The 21,668-nt window shown below is 59.2% G+C and carries 19 protein-coding genes and 6 tRNA genes; 1 reads left to right on the top strand and 24 read right to left on the bottom strand.

Annotation, left to right across the window (positions count from 1 at the left end; all coding sequences use genetic code 11):
• Nucleotides 1–2: 2 nt before the first annotated feature.
• From L085_RS22465 to miaB, 12 genes are all read right to left on the bottom strand, one after another.
• Nucleotides 3–707, bottom strand: coding sequence for an FMN-dependent NADH-azoreductase (locus tag L085_RS22465; protein WP_015376942.1), 705 nt, complete (start codon nucleotides 705–707; stop codon nucleotides 3–5).
• A 148-nt stretch (nucleotides 708–855) separates the two neighbouring features.
• Nucleotides 856–1,788, bottom strand: coding sequence for a pyrimidine-specific ribonucleoside hydrolase RihA (gene rihA / locus L085_RS22460; RefSeq protein ID WP_044031768.1), 933 nt, complete (start codon nucleotides 1,786–1,788; stop codon nucleotides 856–858).
• Nucleotides 1,789–1,901: 113 nt separating this feature from the next.
• A complete protein-coding gene (locus L085_RS22455) occupies nucleotides 1,902–2,627 on the bottom strand; it encodes an amino acid ABC transporter ATP-binding protein (RefSeq protein ID WP_004939983.1) in 726 nt (241 codons plus the stop codon).
• The gene (gltK, locus tag L085_RS22450; protein WP_004939982.1) at nucleotides 2,627–3,301 is read right to left on the bottom strand and encodes a glutamate/aspartate ABC transporter permease GltK; all 675 of its coding nucleotides are present in this window, start codon (nucleotides 3,299–3,301) and stop codon (nucleotides 2,627–2,629) included. Before gltK ends, L085_RS22455 begins: the two co-directional genes overlap by 1 nt.
• On the bottom strand, nucleotides 3,301–4,041 hold the full coding sequence (locus L085_RS22445) for an amino acid ABC transporter permease (RefSeq protein ID WP_004939979.1): 741 nt from the start codon (nucleotides 4,039–4,041) through the stop codon (nucleotides 3,301–3,303). The genes gltK and L085_RS22445 overlap by 1 nt, the downstream gene beginning before the upstream one ends.
• A 213-nt stretch (nucleotides 4,042–4,254) precedes the next feature.
• Nucleotides 4,255–5,151 carry an amino acid ABC transporter substrate-binding protein gene (locus L085_RS22440; protein ID WP_004939976.1) on the bottom strand — a complete coding sequence of 299 codons (897 nt, stop codon included), beginning with the start codon at nucleotides 5,149–5,151 and terminating at the stop codon, nucleotides 4,255–4,257.
• Between the two features lie 394 nt (nucleotides 5,152–5,545).
• Nucleotides 5,546–7,075, bottom strand: coding sequence for an apolipoprotein N-acyltransferase (lnt, locus tag L085_RS22435; RefSeq protein WP_044031767.1), 1,530 nt, complete (start codon nucleotides 7,073–7,075; stop codon nucleotides 5,546–5,548).
• Nucleotides 7,076–7,082: 7 nt separating this feature from the next.
• The gene (corC, locus tag L085_RS22430) at nucleotides 7,083–7,961 is read right to left on the bottom strand and encodes a CNNM family magnesium/cobalt transport protein CorC (protein WP_004939973.1); all 879 of its coding nucleotides are present in this window, start codon (nucleotides 7,959–7,961) and stop codon (nucleotides 7,083–7,085) included.
• Nucleotides 7,962–8,046: 85 nt separating this feature from the next.
• On the bottom strand, nucleotides 8,047–8,520 hold the full coding sequence (ybeY, locus tag L085_RS22425) for an rRNA maturation RNase YbeY (protein ID WP_004939970.1): 474 nt from the start codon (nucleotides 8,518–8,520) through the stop codon (nucleotides 8,047–8,049).
• A complete protein-coding gene (locus L085_RS22420) occupies nucleotides 8,517–9,572 on the bottom strand; it encodes a PhoH family protein (RefSeq protein ID WP_004939969.1) in 1,056 nt (351 codons plus the stop codon). Before L085_RS22420 ends, ybeY begins: the two co-directional genes overlap by 4 nt.
• Nucleotides 9,573–9,806: 234 nt before the next feature.
• Nucleotides 9,807–10,142, bottom strand: coding sequence for a zinc ribbon domain-containing protein YjdM (locus L085_RS22415; RefSeq protein ID WP_004939967.1), 336 nt, complete (start codon nucleotides 10,140–10,142; stop codon nucleotides 9,807–9,809).
• 117 nt (nucleotides 10,143–10,259) lie between these two features.
• Nucleotides 10,260–11,684, bottom strand: coding sequence for a tRNA (N6-isopentenyl adenosine(37)-C2)-methylthiotransferase MiaB (miaB, locus tag L085_RS22410; protein WP_033633929.1), 1,425 nt, complete (start codon nucleotides 11,682–11,684; stop codon nucleotides 10,260–10,262).
• A 197-nt stretch (nucleotides 11,685–11,881) separates the two neighbouring features.
• Here miaB and ubiF point away from each other — a divergent pair, with 197 nt between their 5' ends.
• Nucleotides 11,882–13,063 (top strand): 3-demethoxyubiquinol 3-hydroxylase, encoded by a 1,182-nt coding sequence (gene ubiF / locus L085_RS22405; protein WP_044031766.1) that lies wholly within the window; start codon nucleotides 11,882–11,884, stop codon nucleotides 13,061–13,063.
• Nucleotides 13,064–13,150: 87 nt separating this feature from the next.
• On the opposite strand, the gene L085_RS22400 is transcribed toward ubiF, so the two are convergent.
• The 12 genes from L085_RS22400 to nagB all read right to left on the bottom strand — a co-directional run bounded on the left by L085_RS22400 (nucleotide 13,151) and on the right by nagB (nucleotide 21,577).
• A tRNA-Gln gene (locus L085_RS22400) sits at nucleotides 13,151–13,225 on the bottom strand.
• Nucleotides 13,226–13,229: 4 nt separating this feature from the next.
• Nucleotides 13,230–13,306: transfer RNA gene (locus L085_RS22395), tRNA-Met, on the bottom strand.
• A gap of 41 nt (nucleotides 13,307–13,347) precedes the next feature.
• A tRNA-Gln gene (locus L085_RS22390) sits at nucleotides 13,348–13,422 on the bottom strand.
• Nucleotides 13,423–13,466: 44 nt separating this feature from the next.
• A tRNA-Gln gene (locus tag L085_RS22385) sits at nucleotides 13,467–13,541 on the bottom strand.
• A 30-nt stretch (nucleotides 13,542–13,571) separates the two neighbouring features.
• Nucleotides 13,572–13,656 (bottom strand) — tRNA-Leu (locus L085_RS22380).
• A 16-nt stretch (nucleotides 13,657–13,672) separates the two neighbouring features.
• Nucleotides 13,673–13,749, bottom strand: a tRNA-Met gene (locus tag L085_RS22375).
• A 219-nt stretch (nucleotides 13,750–13,968) separates the two neighbouring features.
• Nucleotides 13,969–15,633: an asparagine synthase B gene (asnB, locus tag L085_RS22370; protein WP_044031765.1), complete on the bottom strand. Its 1,665-nt coding sequence runs from the start codon at nucleotides 15,631–15,633 to the stop codon at nucleotides 13,969–13,971.
• Nucleotides 15,634–15,917: 284 nt separating this feature from the next.
• Nucleotides 15,918–17,360, bottom strand: a complete 1,443-nt coding sequence (locus L085_RS22365; RefSeq protein WP_021504616.1) for a glycosyl hydrolase family 18 protein — start codon at nucleotides 17,358–17,360, stop codon at nucleotides 15,918–15,920.
• 190 nt (nucleotides 17,361–17,550) lie between these two features.
• A complete protein-coding gene (locus L085_RS22360) occupies nucleotides 17,551–18,303 on the bottom strand; it encodes an HAD-IIA family hydrolase (protein ID WP_044031764.1) in 753 nt (250 codons plus the stop codon).
• Between the two features lie 67 nt (nucleotides 18,304–18,370).
• On the bottom strand, nucleotides 18,371–19,591 hold the full coding sequence (locus tag L085_RS22355) for an N-acetylglucosamine repressor (RefSeq protein ID WP_004939956.1): 1,221 nt from the start codon (nucleotides 19,589–19,591) through the stop codon (nucleotides 18,371–18,373).
• 27 nt (nucleotides 19,592–19,618) lie between these two features.
• Entirely contained in the window at nucleotides 19,619–20,758 is a 1,140-nt protein-coding gene (gene nagA, locus L085_RS22350; protein ID WP_015376951.1) for an N-acetylglucosamine-6-phosphate deacetylase, read from the bottom strand.
• A gap of 18 nt (nucleotides 20,759–20,776) precedes the next feature.
• The gene (nagB, locus tag L085_RS22345) at nucleotides 20,777–21,577 is read right to left on the bottom strand and encodes a glucosamine-6-phosphate deaminase (protein ID WP_004939952.1); all 801 of its coding nucleotides are present in this window, start codon (nucleotides 21,575–21,577) and stop codon (nucleotides 20,777–20,779) included.
• Nucleotides 21,578–21,668: the final 91 nt, after the last annotated feature.

Below are 21,668 nucleotides of genomic sequence, written 5' to 3'. Positions count from 1 at the left end.
GTTTAACGGAACAGTTTCTTCAGCAGGTTGCTCAGGAAACCGCCGCTGACGGTTGCCGGGGCAACGTCCGCCTGCGCCGGTGCGCTGGCCGGTACGGCGACGCCGGCCGGGATTTTCTGCACGACTGCGATGCGGCTGTCCTGGGCGGCTTTCTCCGCCGCTTCCGGGCCATAGGCGAAGCCTTCCGCCAGCACGAATTCAACGTCGGTGATGCCGATAAAGCCCAGGAACAACTTCACGTACGGTGTGATCAGATCCGTCGGCGTGTCGGCGTGGATGCCACCGCGGCTGGAGATGACGATCGCTTTCTTGCCCGTCACCAGCCCTTCGGCGCCGGCGGAGGTATAGCGGAACGTCTGGCCGGCGCGGGCGATAAGATCGAAGTAGATCTTCAGCTGCGTCGGGATGTTGAAGTTGTACATCGGGGCGCTGATGATCAGCGTGTCGTGCGATTTCAGCTCGGCAATCAGCTCATCGGACAGCGCCAGGGTGCTTTGCTGATGCGGCGTCAGCGGTTTGTCGCCGGCGGTAAAGCCGGCCATCACTTCACCATCCAGCTCCGGCAGCGTTGGGTTGGCCAAATCGCGCACGGTGAACGTGTCTTCAGGGTGAGTTTCACGCCATTGTTCAACAAAAAAATCGACTAATTTTCCAGACTGGGAATATTCACCCAGAATGCTTGATTTCAGGACCAGTACGCGGCTCATTGGCTTATCTCCAGGCGAAGGCTAATCGGTAACGATGTCAGTCGGTGTAAATGCATGGTAGAGGCAAGCCATGAACAGTGATAGCGCAAAAGTTCGCTGAGTTAAATCAAAAAAGTTGAATGATGGGCGCGAGCGCGCCCCGATAGGATCAATAACGCGCTACGCGCTCGGCCAGCAGATCGATAAAGCCCTCGCGGTTGATGCCGGTCAGCACTTCCACGTTGGCCGCGTTGCCGGTTTGCTGGAAATAGTCCACCACCGTCATGCCGACGGTGTATTCCCCTTTGGTCTCCACGCCGACCCAGCGTTCAACGCCGGTGAACAGCTGTGGCGCCAGCAGCCAGGCGATGGTGCAGGGATCGTGCATCGCTGCGCCGGGCAGGCCGCGCGGATGGCTGAGGTACAGCGGCAGGTAAAAATCGAGCATCTCCGCGACCGCCTGCGCGACCGGATTGTCTATCTGACGAATGCGCTCGATATCCTGCGGCAACACCAGCGCCTGATGGGTGACGTTCAGCCCGGCCATGGTCAGCGGCACGCCGGATTTCAGCACCATTTCGGCGGCTTCGGGATCGACGAAGATGTTGAACTCCGCCACCGGCGTGGTATTGCCGGCGTTCATGCCGCCGCCCATGAATACGATGCGCTCGATGCGGCTTTTCAACTCGGCATGCTGGGCCAGTAGCAGGGCGATATTGGTCATCGGGCCGGTCACCACCAGGGTTATCGGCTGTGGGCTGGCGCGCAGCAGGTCGGCGATCAGCTCGACGGCGCCGCGGGGATCGGGTTTGAGGGTCGGCGTCGGCAGGTGGGTGTTGCCCATGCCGGTTTTGCCGTGGACATAGTCGGCGATCACCAGCTCGCGCATCAGCGGGCCGTCGGCGCCGGCGGCGACCGGTATGTCCTCGCGCTGCATCAGGGTCAGCAGGCCCAGCGCATTATGCAGGGTTTTCTCCGGCGTCTGGTTGCCGGCGGAGGTGGTAATGGCTTTGACGTCCAGCTCCGGCGAACGCAGCGCCATGGCCAGCGCGATGGCGTCGTCGAGGCCGGGATCGCAATCGATGATAATAGGGCGGGGCATGTTCTTTCTCCTCTGTTTGTTATCCAGCGAGCATCGGATCAAAACCGGGGAGAAACAAGCGCTTTTAGTGCCGGGAGAAAAGATGCGCCCCTGGCGGGGCGCATCGAGAGCGTTTAGTGCAGGATCTTGGCCAGGAAGTCCTTGGCGCGATCGGACTCGGGGTTGTTGAAGAAATCGTCTTTGTTGCGGTCTTCGACGATTTTGCCTTCGTCCATAAAGATTACCCGATTCGCCACCTTGCGGGCGAAGCCCATTTCGTGGGTTACCACCATCATGGTCATGCCTTCGTTCGCCAGTTCGACCATCACGTCCAGCACTTCGTTGATCATTTCCGGATCGAGCGCCGAGGTCGGTTCATCGAACAGCATGGCGATAGGATCCATGCACAGCGCGCGGGCGATGGCGACGCGCTGCTGCTGGCCGCCGGACAGCTGGCCGGGGAACTTGTTGGCATGGGCGGAGAGGCCGACGCGTTCCAGCAGCTTCAGGCCCTTCTCGCGTGAGGCGGTCTTGTCGCGCTTGAGCACTTTCACCTGCGCCAGCGTCAGGTTGTCGATGATAGAAAGGTGCGGGAACAGCTCAAAGTGTTGGAACACCATGCCGACTTTGGCACGCAGCTGCGCCAGGTTGGTTTTCTTGTCGTTGACCGGGGTGCCGTTCACCAGGATGCTTCCCTGCTGGATCGGCTCCAGGCCGTTGACGGTTTTGATCAGGGTGGATTTGCCGGAACCTGAAGGACCGCAGACGACGACCACTTCGCCTTTTTTCACTTCGGTGGTGCAATCGGTCAACACTTGGAAGTGACCGTACCACTTGGAAACATTTTTCAGGGATATCATCAAACAGTCCTTTTCTTCAAATAGCTTACCAGCGCAGAGGCGGCGAGGCTGATAACAAAATAGACAAAACCGGCGAACAGGATCATTTCAACCTGGGTGCCGTCGCGTTCGCCGATGGTCGACGCGGTGCGGAAGAAGTCGGCCAGGCTCAGTACGTAAACCAGCGAGGTATCCTGGAACAGTACGATGCCCTGGGTCAGCAGCAGCGGCACCATGGCGCGGAACGCCTGCGGCAGGATCACCAGCCGCATGGACTGCCAGTGGGTCATGCCCAGCGCCAGCGCGGCGGAGGATTGGCCGCGCGAGATGCTGATGATACCGGCGCGGATGATTTCCGAGTAATAGGCCGCTTCAAACAGGGAAAAGGCTACCATAGCCGAGATCAGGCGAATATCGGTTTTCGGCGACAGCCCTAGAACCTGTTGTAATAAGCTTGGAACCACCAGATAGAACCACAGCAGCACCATCACCAGCGGCACCGAACGGAACAGGTTGACGTACAGGGTGGCGAACCAGCTTATCGGCTTGAACGGCGACAGACGCATCACCGCCAGCACGGTGCCCCACAGGATGCCGACCACGATGGCGGTCACGGTGATCTTCAGCGTGATCACCATGCCTTGCAGCAGATAAGGGAAGCTTGGGACGATCGACGCCCAGTCAAATTCGTACATTATTTACTCCCCAGGTTGCCAGGCAACTGCACTTTCTTTTCGACCAGACGCATAAACAGCATGATAACGGCGTTGATGCCGATATAAGCCAGCGTGATGGCGGTAAAGGATTCATAGGCGTGTGCGGAGTAATCCAACAGCTTGCCGGCCTGTGCGGCCATGTCCACCAGGCCGATGGTGGAGGCGATGGCGGAGTTTTTGACCAGGTTGAGCATCTCCGAGGTCATCGGCGGCACGATCACCCGGTAGGCGTTCGGCAGCAGCACGTAGCGGTAGGTTTGCGGCAGCGTCAGGCCCATCGCCAGCCCGGCGGCTTTCTGGCCGCGCGGCAGGGACTGAATGGCGGCGCGCACCTGTTCGCAAACGCGGGCGGCGGTAAACAGCCCCAGGCAGAGCATGGAAGAGACGAAGAACTGCACGTTGGGATCCAGCTCGGTTTTGAACCAGGTGCCGATATTGGCCGGCAGCAGCTCGGGGATCACCAGATACCAGGTAAAGAATTGCACGATCAGCGGCACGTTGCGGAACAGTTCGACGTAACAGGTGCCGAGGGTGGAAAGAAAGCGGTTGGGCACGGTACGCAAGATACCGAACAGTGAACCGACGAAGAAAGCGATAATCCAGGCACAGACGGAGAGGGCCACCGTGACCTGAAAGCCGGACCAGATCCAGCCGAGGTAAGTGGTGTTCCCAAACGGGGCCTGCTGCAGGAAGATACCCCAGTTCCAATCTATTGACATAACAAACTCCGATAAACGGGCGCAGGGCGCCGAAGATTGATGACTTGATGAGCGCCGATCGCCGTGCGGCCAGTCTGGCTGGCTTGTTGTGTACGGGTGTCGGTGATGCGCCTTGGGGAAAATGAGGGAGGGGAACGGCCCCCCTCATTCCTGTCTGTCCCAGTCATCAACTGGGCCGGTTTGGCCTGGCGGCCGCGCCGGCTTTTGTTCTATTTAGTTCAACGCTTTGTCGTTTGGCTCTTTGAACAGTTGCTTCATGTCGTCCGACAGTTCGAAGTTCATGTTGAGGTTTTTCGGTGGAATCGGCTGCTTGAACCATTTCTCAAACCACTTGGCCGCTTCACCGGAGGTCTGCGCCTGGGCGATGGTGTCATCGACCAGCTTTTTAAACTCAGGATCGTCTTTGCGCAGCATGCAGCCGTAGGCCTCTTTCGACTGCGGCGTGCCGATGATTTCCCACTGATCCGGTTTCTTGGCCTTGGCGCGTTCGCCCGCCAGCAGGGCATCATCCATCATGAAGGCCACGGCGCGGCCGCTTTCCAGCGTGCGGAAGGAATCGCCGTGGTCTTTGGCGCTGATGATGCGCATGTTCATCTTGTCGCTGTCGTTCAGCTTGTTCAGCAGCACTTCGGAGGTGGTGCCGGAGGTGACCACCACCGGTTTGCCGGCCAGGTCTTTAAAATCTTTGATGTCGGAGCCCTTTTTCACCAGCAAGCGGGTGCCGACCACGAAAATGGTGTCGGAGAAGGCGGCCTGTTTCTGGCGCTCGAGGTTATTGGTGGTGGATCCGCACTCGAAATCATAGGTGCCGTTTTGCAGCAGCGGGATGCGGTTCTGCGAGGTAATCGGCAGCATTTTCACCTGCAGATTCGGCGCATTCAGCTTTTTCTTAACGGCTTCAACGATTTGGTTGGAGTAGTCCTGAGAGTAGCCCACAACTTTTTGTTGGTTGTCGTAGTAGGAGAACGGCACTGACGATTCGCGGTGGCCGACAACGATCACGCCATTGTCTTTGATTTTCTTCAGCGTACCGGTCAGGTCTTCCGCATGCGCCACGCTACCTGCCGCACCGAGCAGCAGTAACGATAACGCCAATTTACGCATTTGCATGGTCCAACTCCTTTGCTGTTGTTGTGGCTCTGACTAAAGAGCGTCAGGTTAAATCGACTGTTTATTGCTCAAGTTATAAAGATAGTCTTATGAACTGAACGCTGTTAAAAAATAACCGATTGTGAACACCTTGAAACTAAAATGTTTCATTTTTTGAGACGCCGCGCGCACCAAATCAATGCAACAAAACGTCGGCGCACCCGCGCGGTGCGCTTAATGCACCCAAAATGTGCGCAGGTGCGACAAAACGTCAGCAAAAGTAAACCGGCGCGCGATGTCGCCATAGATAAAAGCAAGGAGTGTGCCAGCCGCGTTGATTTAACGACGTTTTCTGACTGAGGCGGGGATATTGACGGGAACGCGGGGCGCGGCGGGCGCGCCCCGGCGAAGAGGATTATTTGCGGCGCAAGCCCAACATCAGCGCCCAGCCGCCCAGCAGCAGGGTAATCACCCACAGCGGTGTGGCGCCGAAACGCGCATAAGGCGTGACGCCGGTGGTCGGCGTGACCTTCACTTCGAGCACCTGGCGGGTAAACTGCGGGATCTCGGCGATCACCTCGCCGTTGGCATCCACCGCGGCGGTGACGCCGTTATTGGTGCTGCGCAGCAGCGGCCGGCCGAGCTCCAGCGCCCGCATGCGCGCCATCTGGAAGTGCTGCCACGGGCCGATGGAGTGGCCGAACCAGGCGTCGTTGGAGATGGTCAGCAGGAAGTTGGTGTCCGGGCGGAAGTTATCGCGCACCTGCTGGCCCAGCACGATCTCGTAACAGATGGCCGCCGTCAGGTTGTAGCCGCGTACGCTGAGCTGCGGCTGCACGTAGTCGCCGCGGCTGAAACCGGACATCGGCAGATTGAAGAACGGCGCGATAGGGCGCAGCAGTTCACCCAGCGGCACAAACTCGCCGAACGGCACCAGGTGATGCTTGTTGTAGCGATCTTTGGCCGGGTAGCTGTACGGCGTCGGTTCGCCCAGCACGATGGCGCTGTTGTATTCCTGCACGCCTTGTGGGGTGGCGCGCGCATCGACGATGCCGGTGATCAGGCTGCTGTTCTTCGCCCGCATCAGGTCATCCATCATGATCAGGAAGCCGTTCTGACGCGGCTCGAAGTCAGGGATGGCGGACTCTGGCCAGATGATGATCGGTGCCTTGCCCATGTAGGGGCGGGTTTCGTCCAGATAGGTTTGCAGCGTGCTGAGCAGAATGCTCGGATCCCACTTCATTGACTGGGGAATGTTGCCTTGCACCATGGCGACGTTCACCGCTTTCTCCGGCTGCGGGGTAAACCACTGCAGCTGGCGCAGCGGCCACGGCAACAGCAGCAGCGCGGCGGCGATCACGGCTGCCGACAGGCGCCGTTGATTGACGGCGTACACCAGCAGGCCGGCGATGGCCATCAGCACAAAGGTGATGGCGTCAACACCCAGCAGCGGCGCGATGCCCTTCAGCGGGCCGTTGATCTGGCTGTAGCCGAACTGCAGCCACGGGAAGCCGGTCAGCACCCAGCCGCGCAGGAATTCGGTCACCTGCCACAGCGCCGGCGCGGCGATGGCCAGCCGCCACCAACTGGTGGCCGGCCACAGGCGCGTCAGCAGCCCGGCGAACAGCCCGGTGTACAGCGACAGGTAAGCGGCGAGCAGTACCACCAGGAAGACGTTGACGGCGAACGGCATGCCGCCGAAATCGGCGATGCTGACATACACCCAGTTGATGCCGCTGCCGAACAGCCCGAAGCCCCAGACAAAGCCGAGTAGGGCGGACTGTTTGGTGGTGCGATTGAGGGTAACGGCCAGCAGGCCGAACAGGGAGACGATGGCCGCGGGCCAGAAGTCGTAGGGCGAGAACGCCAGCGTCCCGCCGGCACCTGACAACAGCGCCAGCAGGGCGCGAACCCGCTGGCGTTCAAGTAATGAGGCTTTAGCCATGTTGGATTTAATCTTCCAGTTTCGGTGGTGGAGAATCGTCCGGAATTTTTACATGAACCTGGATGATACGTCGACTGTCGGCCATGGCAACTTTAAATAGGTAACCTTCGATTTCAATGGTTTCCCCGCGCGCCGGCAGGTGGCCGAAGGCCTGCATCACCAGACCGCCGATGGTATCGACCTCGTCATCGCTGAAGTGGGTGCCGAAGGCTTCGTTGAAGTCTTCGATCGGGGCCAGTGCGCGCACGGTGTACATGTGGCGGCTGAGCTGGCGGATATCCAGATCGTCTTCGTCGTCATATTCGTCTTCGATCTCGCCGACGATCAGTTCCAGGATATCTTCGATGGTGACCAGGCCGGACACGCCGCCGAATTCGTCAATGACAATCGCCATGTGATAGCGCTGGGAGCGGAATTCTTTCAGCATCCGGTCGACGCGCTTGCTTTCCGGCACCACCACCGCGGTGCGCAGCACCTTGTCGATGCTGAACGGCTCGGAATCTGCGCGCATGAACGGCAGCAGATCCTTGGCCATCAGGATGCCTTCGATGTGATCTTTGTCTTCGCTGATCACCGGGAAGCGCGAGTGGGCGGAGTCGATAATCACGTCCAGGCACTCTTCCAGCGTCTGGTTGCGCTTGAGCGTCACCATCTGGGAGCGGGGGATCATGATGTCGCGCACGCGCTGTTCGGCGATATCCATCACGCCTTCCAGCATGTCGCGGGTATCGGGATCGATCAGGTCGTTTTGTTCGGAATCGCGGATCAGCTCGACCAGATCGCCACGGTTTTTGGGCTCGCCGTGGAACAACTGGTTAAGGATAAGAGTAAAGAACCCCTTCTTGGGACTGGGGCTGTCATTGCTTTGTGAATGGTCGTCGCTCATGGCGTTTTCGTTACTGTCACTCATGTCAGAGTTAAGGGGCGTCAGCGACAGCCCCGCAGAGGGGCTGTAGGGTAAACGGCTGACGTCAGACGGGGTCTTTTTCCGCCAGGTACGGATCAGGATAGCCCAGTCCGTGCATGATTTCGGTTTCCAAAGACTCCATTTCTTCGGCTTCATCGTCTTCGATGTGGTCATACCCTAGCAGATGGAGGCTGCCGTGGACAACCATATGCGCCCAGTGGGCCTCCAGCGCCTTGCCTTGCTCAATCGCTTCCTGTTCAACCACCTGGCGGCAGATGATCAGATCGCCGAGCAGCGGCAGCTCGATGCCCGGCGGGGCTTCGAACGGGAAAGAGAGCACGTTGGTCGGTTTGTCTTTGCCGCGGTAGGTCAGGTTCAGCTCGTGGCTTTCCGCTTCGTCCACCAGACGCACGGTCACCTCGGCCTCTTCCTGAAATTGCGGCAGCACGCCTTCCAGCCAGCGCTGGAAGGTGGCCTCGTCCGGCAGGCCGTCGCTGCTTTCACAGGCAATCTGCAAATCCAAAATCACCTGGCTCATGGTGTCTCCTGCTCGGAGGCGGCGAGCGCCTCGCGCTTACGTTGTTCGGCAATTGCGTCTTTGCGTTTCTGTTCGGCCGCTTCCCAGGCCTCATAGGCGATGACCACGCGGGCCACCACCGGGTGGCGCACCACGTCTTCGCTGTGGAAGAAGTTGAAGCTCAGCTCTTCCACGTCCGACAGCACTTCCACCGCGTGGCGCAGGCCGGATTTCTGGTTGCGCGGCAGGTCGATCTGGGTGACGTCGCCGGTGATGACCGCCTTCGAGTTGAAACCGATGCGCGTCAGGAACATCTTCATCTGTTCGATGGTGGTGTTCTGGCTCTCATCCAGAATGATAAAGGCGTCGTTCAGCGTGCGGCCGCGCATATAGGCCAGCGGCGCGACTTCGATCACGTTGCGTTCGATGAGCTTCTCCACGCGCTCGAAGCCCAGCATTTCGAACAGGGCGTCGTACAGCGGGCGCAGATAAGGATCGACCTTCTGGCTCAGATCGCCCGGCAGGAAGCCCAGCTTTTCGCCGGCCTCGACCGCGGGGCGGGTCAGCAGAATGCGGCGAATTTCCTGGCGTTCCAGCGCATCCACCGCGGCGGCGACCGCCAGGTAGGTTTTGCCGGTGCCCGCCGGGCCGATGCCGAAGGTGATGTCGTGATCGAGAATGTTGGCGATGTATTGCGCCTGGTTAGGCGTGCGCGGTTTCACCATGCCGCGCTTGGTTTTAATGGTGACCGCCTTGCCGTAATCCGGCACGCTGTCGGCCACCTGTTCCAGCACCCGGCTCTCTTTGATCGCCAGATGGATTTGCTCTGGATCGATATCCGGGATCACGCCGCGAATCGGCGCGGTATCCACGTAAAGATGGCGCAGGATATCGGCGGCGGCGACCACGCACAGGTTCTTGCCGACCAGCTTGAAACGGTTGTCGCGGCGATTGATTTCGATGCCCAATCGGCGCTCGAGTTGCTTGATGTTGTCATCAAACGGGCCGCACAGGCTGAGCAAACGCTGGTTGTCTGCGGGCTCTAACAAAATTTCTTGTGTTGCGACGTTCAAACTATTCCTCTAGGTCACATCGGGCCTGGTTGATGTCACATAGCGCGTCCGGGACGCGCGCGTTCAGGACGAGCCTGAATACTCTCTTTCTTGAATTATTCATGGTGCGCCGCAACGGCGCAAGTTTACCGCTGATCTATCTGTGCGCCGTCGGCGGAATTCAAGGGAAGACAAGGAAAAAACGCGGCGGGGCGCAAAGCCCGCCGTGTCATCACAGGACAAGATCGCTGGGAATCAGTTCTTTTTCACGAATTCGGATTTCAGTTTCATCGGGCCGAAACCGTCGATTTTGCAGTCGATGTTGTGATCGCCTTCCACCAGACGAATGTTTTTCACCTTGGTGCCGATTTTCAGCATCGAGGAACTGCCTTTGACCTTCAGGTCCTTGATCACGGTGACCGCGTCGCCGTCCGCCAGCAGGTTGCCGTTGGCGTCTTTGACGATCAGCGCGTCCTGATCTTCCGCCGGGGCGCTGTCGCTCCACTCATGGGCGCACTCAGGGCAGATGAACAGGGCATTGTCCTGGTAGGTGTATTCGGAGTTGCACTTCGGGCAGTGTGGGAGTTGCATGTTATGTCGCCTCTTCAACAATAAAAAATAAAAAAGAACATCACCGGGCGCGGACGCCCGGCGGAGAAACGGTAAGGAGTAGCGCGAACGGGCGGCGATAAGGCGGCCGCCGCGGCGTCAGGGCTGGTAAATGCCGACGCCCAGCGCGTTTTCTTTGCGGGTACGGGCGATCACCGACTGCGGGGATTCATGTACGCGCAGATCCATCTGCTGTTCGGTGCGCACCACTGCGCCACGCAGGGTGTTGGTCAGCACCTCGGTAATTTCCACGTCGACAAACTGGCCGATCATGTCAGGCGTGCCTTCGAAGTTTACCACACGGTTGCATTCCGTGCGCCCGGCCAGTTCCATCACGCTTTTGCGCGAGGTGCCTTCCACCAGAATGCGCTGGACGGTGCCGAGCATGCGGCGGCTGAACTGCAGCGCCTGCTGGTTGATGCGATCCTGCAGAATGTACAGCCGCTGCTTTTTCTCTTCTTCGCTGACGTCGTCAACCATGTCCGCCGCCGGGGTGCCCGGGCGCGACGAATAGATGAAGCTGAAGCTGACGTCGAAGTTGACGTCGGCGATCAGGTTCATGGTCTGTTCGAAGTCGGCCTGGCTCTCGCCCGGGAAACCGACGATGAAATCGGAGCTGAGCTGAATGTTCGGGCGCGCCTTGCGCAGCTTGCGGATAATCGCCTTGTACTCCAGCGCGGTATGCGCGCGTTTCATCATGGTCAGGATGCGATCCGAACCGCTCTGCACCGGCAGGTGCAGGAAGCTGACCAGTTCCGGCGTGTCTTCGTACACCGCGATGATGTCGTCGGTGAACTCGATAGGGTGGCTGGTGGTGAAGCGAATGCGATCGATGCCGTCGATGGCCGCCACCAGGCGCAGCAGTTCGGCGAACGAGCAGATATCGCCGTCATGCGTGGCGCCGCGGTAAGCGTTGACGTTTTGGCCGAGCAGGTTGACCTCGCGCACGCCCTGCGCCGCCAGCTGGGCGATTTCGAACAGCACGTCGTCGCTCGGGCGGCTCACTTCTTCACCGCGGGTGTAAGGCACCACGCAGAAAGTGCAGTATTTGTTGCAGCCTTCCATGATCGACACGAACGCGGTCGGGCCTTCGGCGCGCGGTTCCGGCAAACGGTCGAATTTTTCGATCTCCGGGAAGCTGATATCAACCACCGGGCTGCGGGTGCCCTGAACGTGGTTGATCATTTCCGGCAGGCGGTGCAAGGTCTGCGGGCCGAATACCACGTCGACGCACGGCGCGCGGCTGCGGATCAGTTCCCCTTCTTGCGAGGCCACGCAACCGCCGACCCCGATGATGACAGACGGGTTCTTTTCTTTCAGCAAGCGCCAGCGCCCCAGCATGGCGAAAACTTTCTCCTGCGCTTTTTCACGGATCGAGCAGGTGTTCAGCAACAGCACGTCCGCTTCTTCGGCGTTTTCGGTCCACTCGAAGCCGTGCGTGCTGTTCAACAGGTCGGCCATTTTCGATGAATCGTACTCATTCATCTGGCAGCCCCAGGTTTTGATATGTAGTTTTTTCGTCATTGACTTGCCATTACTCAGTGCGGAGCGAAAGTTGCGTTACGCGACATGCAGGGCGCGTATTGTAATCATTTGCCGCCGTTGTGACCAGCGCGGGGGAAAATGGCACGCAACCTGAAGCCGACGCGAAAATCCGGTACACTGCGCAAAACGCCATGCCGGGTGGGATGGCGAGCATTCACACAGAAAACATAGCCAATATGAAGACATCTCAAAATCGGTATGACGCGGTGGTAGTGGGCGGCGGCATGGTCGGCGCGGCGGCGGCTCTGGGCCTGGCGCAGGCGGGCTGGTCGGTGGCGTTGCTGGAACATCAGGCGCCGCAGGCGTTCGAGGCGCAAAGCCCGCCGGATCTGCGCATTTCCGCTATCGGCTGCACCTCGGTGGGGCTGCTGAAACAGCTTGGCGCCTGGCCGGCCGTGACGGCGATGCGCACGGCGCCGTATCGCCGGCTGGAGACCTGGGAATGGGCATCGTCGCGGGTGGCGTTTGACGCGGTGTCCCTGGGGTTGCCGGAGCTGGGCTTTATGGTGGAAAACCGTATTCTGCAGCTGGCGCTGTGGCAGCAGTTCGCGCAGTGCGCCAATCTGACGTTGCTGTGCCCCGTCAGGCTGCAATCGCTGCAGCGGGCGGACAAGGCCTGGCAGTTGACGCTGGACAGCGGTGAAACGCTGCAGGCGCGGCTGGTTATCGGCGCCGATGGCGCCAACTCGCAGGTGCGCAAGCTGGCGGCGATCGGCACCAACGGCTGGCAGTATCGTCAGGCGTGCATGTTGATCACCGTCGATACCGGCGCGCCGCAGCAGGATGTGACCTGGCAGCGCTTCTTCCCGTCCGGGCCGCGCGCCTTCCTGCCGCTGTACGACAGCTGGGCATCGCTGGTGTGGTATGACAGCCCGCAGCGCATTCGCCAACTGCAGGCGATGCCGCCGGCGCAGCTGGAGCGTGAGATCGCCACCGCTTTTCCAGCGCGGCTGGGCCCGGTCAAGGTGCACGCCGCCGGATCGTTCCCGTTGACGCGGCGTCATGCGCAGCGTTACGTGCTGCCGGGGTTGGCGCTGCTGGGGGATGCGGCGCATACCATCAACCCGCTGGCGGGGCAGGGCGTCAATCTGGGATATCGCGACGTGGATGCCTTGCTGAGCGTGTTGAGCGAGGCGCGGGAGCAGGGAGAGGACTGGAGCAGCGAGGCGGTGCTGCTGCGTTATCAGCGCCGCCGCCGTACCGACAATCTGCTGATGCAGAGCGGCATGGATCTGTTCTATACCGCCTTCAGCAATAACCTGGCTCCGCTGAACGTGGCGCGCAATCTGGCGCTGATGGCCGCGCAGCGGGCGGGCAAGCTGAAAGAACATGCGTTGAAGTACGCCTTGGGATTGTAACCGACAGGGCTCAGCTGCGGCTGGGCCTATTAAGGATGGCTGAACGCCAGACAGCAAAAAGCCCGCCGAAGCGGGCTTTTCTAAATATGGCTGGGGTGCCAGGATTCGAACCTGGGTATGCTGGTATCAGAAACCAGAGCCTTACCGCTTGGCGACACCCCAATTATGGTGGCTACGACGGGATTTGAACCTGTGACCCCATCATTATGAGTGATGTGCTCTAACCAGCTGAGCTACGTAGCCGATGTTACTTTTTACTTCTTTGATTTGCAAGCAGTTTGTTATGGCTGGGGTACCTGGATTCGAACCAGGGAATGCCGGTATCAAAAACCGGTGCCTTACCGCTTGGCGATACCCCACCTGCAAACAAATCTTATGTTGAAACCCCGTTCCCGAAAGAATATGGCTGGGGTACCTGGATTCGAACCAGGGAATGCCGGTATCAAAAACCGGTGCCTTACCGCTTGGCGATACCCCATCAACATACTGCGCCGACGATGAAGAGAAATGGTGCGGGAGGCGAGACTTGAACTCGCACACCTTGCGGCGCCAGAACCTAAATCTGGTGCGTCTACCAATTTCGCCACTCCCGCAAATGCAAAAAAGAGATGGTGGCTACGACGGGATTCGAACCTGTGACCCCATCATTATGAGTGATGTGCTCTAACCAGCTGAGCTACGTAGCCCTCTTTTTTTGCTTTGCCTTCATCGGCGTTGCGGGGCGCATTATGCGTATATGACCGATTTGCGTCAACAAGTTTTTTCCCGAAAAAGCGCCCGGAAGCGCCGTTTGTCTGGGTTGTGAACATTATGGCGATAAAATCGGCAATTCAGGCAGTTGGCGGGCGGAAAAGGCAACAAAAAGGCGGGCCAAAAGGCCCGCCCCAAGGGAAAACGCCGCGCGTTTATTTATAGGCGGCCTGGTGCACGCCGACGGCGCGGCCGGAAGGATCGTCCATCTTCTTGAACGATTCGTCCCATTCGATGGCCTTGGCGGACGAGCAGGCGACGGACGGGCCGCCCGGCACGCATTCGGCGGCGCTCGGCAGCGGGAACAGCTCTTCGAAGATCTCGCGGTACAGGTAGCCTTCTTTCGAGGTCGGCGTGTTGTACGGGAAGCGGAAACGCGCGGTTTCGAGCTGTTGATCGCTGATTTGCTGCGCAGCCACCTCTTTTAGCGTGTCGATCCAGCTGTAGCCGACGCCGTCGGAGAACTGCTCTTTCTGGCGCCAGGCCACGCTGGCCGGCAAATAGGACTCGAAACATTCGCGAACGATGTGTTTCTCCATTTTGCCGTTGCCGCACATTTTATCTTTCGGGTTGATGCGCATCGCCACGTCGAGGAATTTCTTGTCCAGGAACGGCACGCGGGCTTCGACGCCCCAGGCGGACATCGCCTTGTTGGCGCGCGCGCAGTCGAACATGTGCAGCGCCAGCAGTTTGCGTACGGTCTCTTCGTGGAATTCGCGGGCGTCCGGCGCCTTATGGAAGTACAGGTAGCCGCCGAACACTTCGTCCGCGCCTTCACCGGAAAGCACCATCTTGATGCCCATCGCCTTGATTTTGCGCGACATCAGGTACATTGGCGTCGAGGCGCGAATGGTGGTGACGTCGTAGGTTTCGATGTGATAAATCACGTCGCGGATGGCGTCCAGGCCTTCCTGTACGGTGAAGTGGATTTCATGGTGCACGGTGCCCAGATGGTTGGCCACCTCTTGCGCGGCGCGCAGATCCGGCGAGCCCTCCAGGCCGACGGCGAAGGAGTGCAGCTGTGGCCACCAGGCTTCGCTGCGTTCCTGATCTTCCACACGGCGCGCGGCGTACTTCTTGGTGATCGCCGAAATGACCGAGGAATCCAGCCCGCCCGACAGCAGCACGCCGTAAGGTACGTCGGACATCAGGTGGCTTTTCACCGACTCTTCCAGCGCGGTGCGCAGGGCGGCGGCGTCGGTCACGTTGTCCTTGACGCTGTCGTAATCGAACCAGTCGCGGCGATAGTATTCGCGGATCTGGCCGTCCTGGCTCCACAGGTAGCTGCCGGCCGGGAATTCCTTGATGGTGCGGCACACCGGCACCAGCGCTTTCATTTCCGAGGCGACGTACAGGTTGCCGTGCTCGTCGTGGCCCATGTACAGCGGAATGATGCCCAGGTGGTCGCGGCCGATCAGGTAGGCGTCTTTTTCGGTGTCATACAGGGCGAAGGCGAACATGCCTTGCAGATCGTCGAGGAAGTCCGGGCCTTTCTCCTGGTACAGCGCCAGGATCACTTCACAGTCGGAACCGGTCTGGAACGCGTAGCGGTCGCTCAGCTGTTGGCGCAGCGCCTGATGGTTGTAAATTTCGCCGTTGACCGCCAGAACGTGGGTGTGCGCAGCGTTGTACAGCGGTTGAGCGCCATTGTTGACGTCGACGATCGACAGGCGTTCGTGAGCCAGAATGGCTTTGTCGCTGGCGTAAACGCCGGACCAATCCGGGCCGCGGTGGCGCATCAGACGTGACAGCTCCAGCGCTTTCTTACGCAGTTCAACGGGATCGGACTTCAGATCGAGCACACCGAAAATAGAACACATACAACTCTCCTAACGGGCTTTTATGACTGTGATGTTGTTTTTTACTGTTATGGGCAGCATTGCCGATTTATCAGCGATAACCCGGTTTTGCTGCGCTGTGGTTATGAAAATGCGCCAAAAGCTGCGGGAGATGCAAGCGTTTTAGCCATGCGTTGAGAAATAGTTGTTTGCTTAGGTGTGGTTTTTAACGGATGTTCAGTTATCGACGTGAAAAATTATCGATTATGCAATTTTTAGCGTGATGGCGGGATTGCCGGCCAGTTTGGCCGGCAATCGATTAGCGATTAGGCGATGAGCTGCCACAGGGTGAAGGCGGCGTCCGGCGTCCAGCCGGCGTTGGAGGTGTGCGCCTGGATACAGGTATATTTCTTGCCTTTATAGCTCACCACGTCGCCAGCCTTGTAGCTGTGGTTGTTCTGCCACTCGGGCGCCCCCGGATCGGGCGGCGTGCCGTCGTTGGCGGTTTTGACCGCCAGCGCGCTGCTCGGCAGCGAGGTATTGCCCTGGCTATCGGTCGCGGTAACGAAGTAGCTGTACTGGGTCGCCGGCGTCAGACCGCCGTCAGCCAGCGACAGACCGGCGGTTTGGCCGATCGGGTTGCCGTTGCGGTAGACGGTGTAACTGGCGATCGGGAAAGCGCCGGTGGCGGCGGCCCAGCTCAGTTTCAGCGAGGTGGCGCCCAGCTCGGCGACCGTCAGCGCCGTCGGTGCATTAGGCTTTCCCGGCGGCGGGGTGACGCCGCCCTGAATCAGCGGCGCATAGCGGGTTTTGAACTCCCAATTGTAGGCGACGCCGGCTTTGCTCTTGCCGTTATCCCAGTTGATTGACCAGGTCATCAGGCCCTTGATCGACAGGTTTTTGGCGTCGAGACGCGAGAAAGCGTTATACACCGCCTGTTTGTTGACCACGTAGCCGGTGGCGGCGGCGTCGTTGTTGCTCGGCAGGCCGATGACGAATTTCGCCGCCGGGATCTTCGCATAGCCGCGGGTGCCGGTAACCAGGCTTTCCGTCAGGTAGTAGAGGAAGTCCTCTTTCATGGCGTCGTTATTCTGCGTGATCCAGGCATTGAGTTCATCCACCCAAATACCGTCGCCGCCCTGGTTATAATATTGCGGCGCGATAAAGTCGTAATAGCCTTCGAGGGCATTAATATAATCCAGGTAGGTGCCGTTGGTGCGTAAATACGGGAATTCCGGCGCCATGCTGATAATAAAGTTTTTTCCCTGCGCGGCGTAATGGTCTTTTACTTTTTTCAACGCCGCAGGCAAGACGGTTTTATTATTGGCTGCACCGATCGCCGCCTGTTCCAGATCGATATCCAGGCCGTCGAAGCCATAGACTTCCACCAGGCGAATAATCTCGTCTTTCAGCTTGTCTTCGTCGCCGGTTTTCAGCTCGATATGCGCGTCTGCGCCGCCGAGGGAGATCAGCACCGCGCGGCCCTGGCTGTTCAGCACGCCCACCTGGCGGCGGAACTCGGTGTCGGACAGGTTGTAAGGCTTGAAGGTCGGGATGCCCTGGCCTTTCATAAAGGCGACGGCCACCACGTTGTACTCGGTGGGAATGTCGGTCAGGTTCATATTGGCGAACTGCCCTTGCTGGTAGCCGTCACTGGCGCCGGCGGCCCAGTTGTGCCAGAAACCCATCAGGATCTTTTTATTGGCGATAGACGGCATAATGGCCGCGTCATCGGCGGCGACGGCATTAATAGTGTTATTTGTGCTCATGGTAGCCTCATTAATTAGGGGTAAGGGTTTTCCGCTCGCCGGCAATATCAGCTATTGGCGGGGCGTAACGTTATAATGAGGATTTTTAACGCAGGCAGGCTGAAACCTTTTACGGCCATGAACGAATTAAATTCAAACTGACGCTGGGGGAGAAGGAAATAACGGCGGCCGGGCGGCCGCCATGGTCGCATCAGAAGATGGTGATATCGGCGACGGAAGGGTAAACGTAGCTCGGGCGGAACGGCATGGTTTCGATGTCGCTCAGCGTGGAGACGCCGGACAGCACCAGCACGGTTTCCAGGCCGGCCTGGAAGCCCGCCAGAATGTCGGTGCGCAGGTTGTCGCCGACGATCACCGTCTCTTCCGAGTGCGCCTGCATTTTGTTCAGTGCGGCGCGAATGATCCACGGGCTGGGCTTGCCGACATAAAACGGCTTGCGGCCGGTGATTTTCTCGATGGGCGCGCACAGGGCACCGCAGGCCGGCGAGAAGCCGTGGCCGTGGCTATCCGGATTAGTCGCGATAAAGCGCGCGCCGTTACTGACGAAGTAGGCGGCTTTGTGCATCATGTCCCAGTTGTAAGAGCGAGTTTCACCGACGATCACAAAATCCGGGTTGATGTCGGTGATGGTGAAACCGGCTTTGTACAGCTCATGGATCAGCGCGCCTTCGCCGACCACATAGGCTTTTTTGCCTTCCTGACGGCGCAGGAAGTCGGCGGTGGCCATCGCCGAGGTATAGAACGCGCTCTCCGGCACTTCCAGCCCGGCGGTGGCGAAGCGGTTCGCCAAATCCTGTGCGGTCTGTGACGGGTAGTTGGTCAGCACCACCAGCGGCATGCCTTGTTCCTGAATGCGCGCCAGGAACAGATCGGCGCCGGGCACCGGCGTATTGTCATGCAGCAGCACGCCGTCGATATCGCATATAACGTTTTTGATTTTCATTTGTCGCTGTTTCTCATGATTACGGCAGGCAAGAAGTGACGATAACACACCTGCCAGAAGCGGCGGATCAGCTTTCCAGCAATCGCTGCAAGAGCACGCCGTTGAGCATCGCGCGTTTGGCCAGGGCGAAAGCGCCGATCGCCGAGCGATGATTGAGTTCGGAGGTCACCACCGGCAGATTTTTGCGGAAGTCCTTCAGCACCTGGGTATTGATGCAGCTCTGGATCGCCGGCAGCAGCACCTTGTCCGCTTCGGTGATCTCACCGGCGATCACCACCTTCTGCGGATTGAACAGGTTGATGGCGATGGCCACCGCCTTGCCCAGATAGCGGCCGACGTGTTCGATCACTTCGCTGGCCAGCAGATCGCCGCGGTTGGCGGCCTTGCAGATGGCGTTGATGCCGCAGTCTTCCAGCGTCAGTTTGCTCGGGTAGCCCTGGCTCAGCAGCTGGCGCACGCGCTGTTCGATCGCCGCGTTGGCGGCCACCGTCTCCAGGCAGCCGAAGTTGCCGCAGTGGCAGCGTTCGCCGAGCGGATCGATCTGGATATGGCCGATCTCGCCGACGTTGCCGTTGTTGCCGAGAAAAATCTGCCCGTTGACGATGATGCCGGCGCCGGTACCACGGTGCAGGCGCACCAGAATCGAGTCTTCACAGTCGCGGGTGGCACCGAAGTAGTGCTCCGCCAGGGCCAGGCTGCGGATGTCGTGGCCGACGAAGCTGGTGACGTTGAAGCGCTGCTGCAGGTTGTCTACCAGCGCCCAGTTGCTGACGCTGATGTGCGGCATATAGCGCACCACGCCCAGCGCCGGATCCACCAGGCCAGGCAGGATCACCGCGATGGCGATCAGTTCGCGCAGGCGGCGCTGGTTCGCTTCAATGAATTGGGCGATGGCGGCAAACAGCGCATTCTCCAGCGTTTCCTGGGTGCGTTCCGGCAGCGGATAGTGTTCTTCGCTGAGCGATTTACCGCTCATGTCATACAGGGTGATGGTGGCGTCGTGGCGGCCGAGACGCACCGCGACGGTATGGAAATGACGGGTTTCCGACACGATGGAGATCGCGCGGCGGCCGCCGGTGGAGGCTTGCTGATCGACTTCTTTGATCAGCCCGCGCTCCAGCAGCTGGCGAGTAATTTTGGTGACGCTGGCGGGGGCGAGCTGGCTGAGTTCGGCGATTTGAATGCGCGAGATCGGGCCCTGCTGGTCGATCAGGCGATAAACTGCCGCGCCGTTAAGTTGTTTGACTAAGTCAACGTTCCCTATTTGTGCTTGTCCGCCAGTGCTCATCAATAATGTTACTCGCTGTTCATTGAATTAAACCTCGTTACCGTTAACGAGCGTTTTGGTGATCTTGAAATCACGGGTGAAGGCGGTCAGGTTAGCCACCTTGCCGGCTTCGATGGTGCCCAGACGGCGATCGGCGCCGATCGCGCGCGCCGGGTACAGCGTCGCCATGCGCAGCGCTTCGTCCAGCGCGATGCCGATATGCTCGACGCTGTTTTGCACCGCTTCGATCATGGTCAGCGCGGAACCGCTCAGGGTGCCGTTCTCATCCACGCACAGCCCGTCCCGATAGTATATTGTTTTACCGGCGAAAATAAATTGGTCAATATCTGCACCCGCCGGTGCGGTCGCGTCGGTGACCAAGACCAATTTATCACCTTTCAGGCGTTTGGCGTTACGGATACTCGCCCAGGCCACGTGATGGCCGTCGGCGATGATGCCGGTATAGACCTCCGGCGTATCGAAGATAGCCCCCATCAGCCCCGGTTCGCGGCCGGTGATATACGGCATGGCGTTGTACAGGTGGGTGGCGAAGCTGATACCGGCGGCGAAGCCGGTGCGCGCCTGATCGTAGGTGGCGTTCGAGTGGCCGGCGGAGACCACGATGCCGGCCTCGGTCAGCTGCTTGATAAAGTGCGGCTCAACCATTTCCGGCGCCAGCGTCACCTTGGTGATCACGTCGGCGTTGGCGCACAGGTAATCGATCATGTCCTGGGTCGGCTTGCGAATGAACGCCGGGTTGTGGGTGCCTTTTTTCACCGGGCTGAGGTACGGCCCTTCCAGGTGCAGGCCCAACGCCTGGTTTTGGTGCTTTTTCAGATAAGCGCGCATCACGTCGACGCTGTGCTTCATGAATTCGTCGCTGCTGGTGATCAGCGTCGGCAGATAGCTGGTGCAGCCGGATTTCTCGTTGGCGCGCTGCATGATCTCCAGCGTTTCTTCCGAGATCGCTTCCAGCGAATCGTTGAACTGGACGCCGCCGCAGCCGTTCAGCTGCACGTCGATAAGCCCGGGGGCCAGGATGGCGCCACCCAGGTCGCGCGTTTCGATGCCGGCGGGCAATTCAGCCACCGGGCAGACTTTCTCGATCAGCCCATCAGCGATAATGACTGCATGGTCATCAAGTACGTCGTGGCCGGTATAGATTCGGCCGTGGGTTAAAGCGAACATCGTAGCCCCCTGCAAAGATTAAAGACTTTTCACGCTTTCCGCTTCTAACTCGCGGAAGTATTTGACGGTTTTGACTTTCAGTTCCATGGTGGCCGGTTCGTCGCACACCACCACCGCTTTGGCGTGCAGCTGCAGGCAGCTGATGGTCCACATGTGGTTGATATTGCCTTCCACCGCGGCTTCCAGCGCCTGCGCCTTGGCGTGGCCGGTCACCAGGATCATCACTTCTTCCGCGTCCAACAGCGTACCCACGCCGACGGTCAGCGCATATTTCGGTACCAGGCTGACGTCGCCGCCGAAGAAGCGCGAGTTGGCGATGCGGGTGTCTTCGGTCAGCGTTTTGATGCGGGTGCGCGAAGCCAGGGACGAAGCCGGCTCGTTGAACGCGATATGGCCGTCGATGCCCACGCCGCCCATGAACAGGTTAATTTTGCCGTAAGACTTGATCTTCTCTTCGTACTGGCGGCACTCGGCGTCGACATCCGCGGCGTTGCCGTTCAGCAGGTTGATGTTTTCACGAGGAATATCAACGTGATCAAAGAAGTTGCGGTACATGAAGGTGTGGTAGCTTTCCGGGTGTTCCTGCGGCAGGCCAACGTACTCGTCCATGTTGAAAGTCACAACATGCTTAAAGCTTACTTCACCTGCTTTGTGCATCGCAATCAGATGTTTGTAGGCTTCCAGCGGCGTGCCGCCGGTAGGCAGGCCGAGTACAAACGGGCGCTCTGCGGTTGGCTTGAATGCGTTGATGCGTTGAACGATATGACGCGCGGCCCATTTGCCGACTTGTGCGGTATCTTTCAGTGGGATAAGTCTCATCTAACACCTCTTGGGATAAGTAAACTAAAGCTATACTGTACGGGCCTGCGGGAGTCCTAAGCGTAACCCAGCTTTATGATTCTCGCGTGAA

The organism is Serratia sp. FS14, from assembly GCF_000695995.1.
GTDB lineage: Bacteria > Pseudomonadota > Gammaproteobacteria > Enterobacterales > Enterobacteriaceae > Serratia > Serratia nematodiphila.
This window is presented reverse-complemented; position numbering and strand designations above follow the sequence as displayed.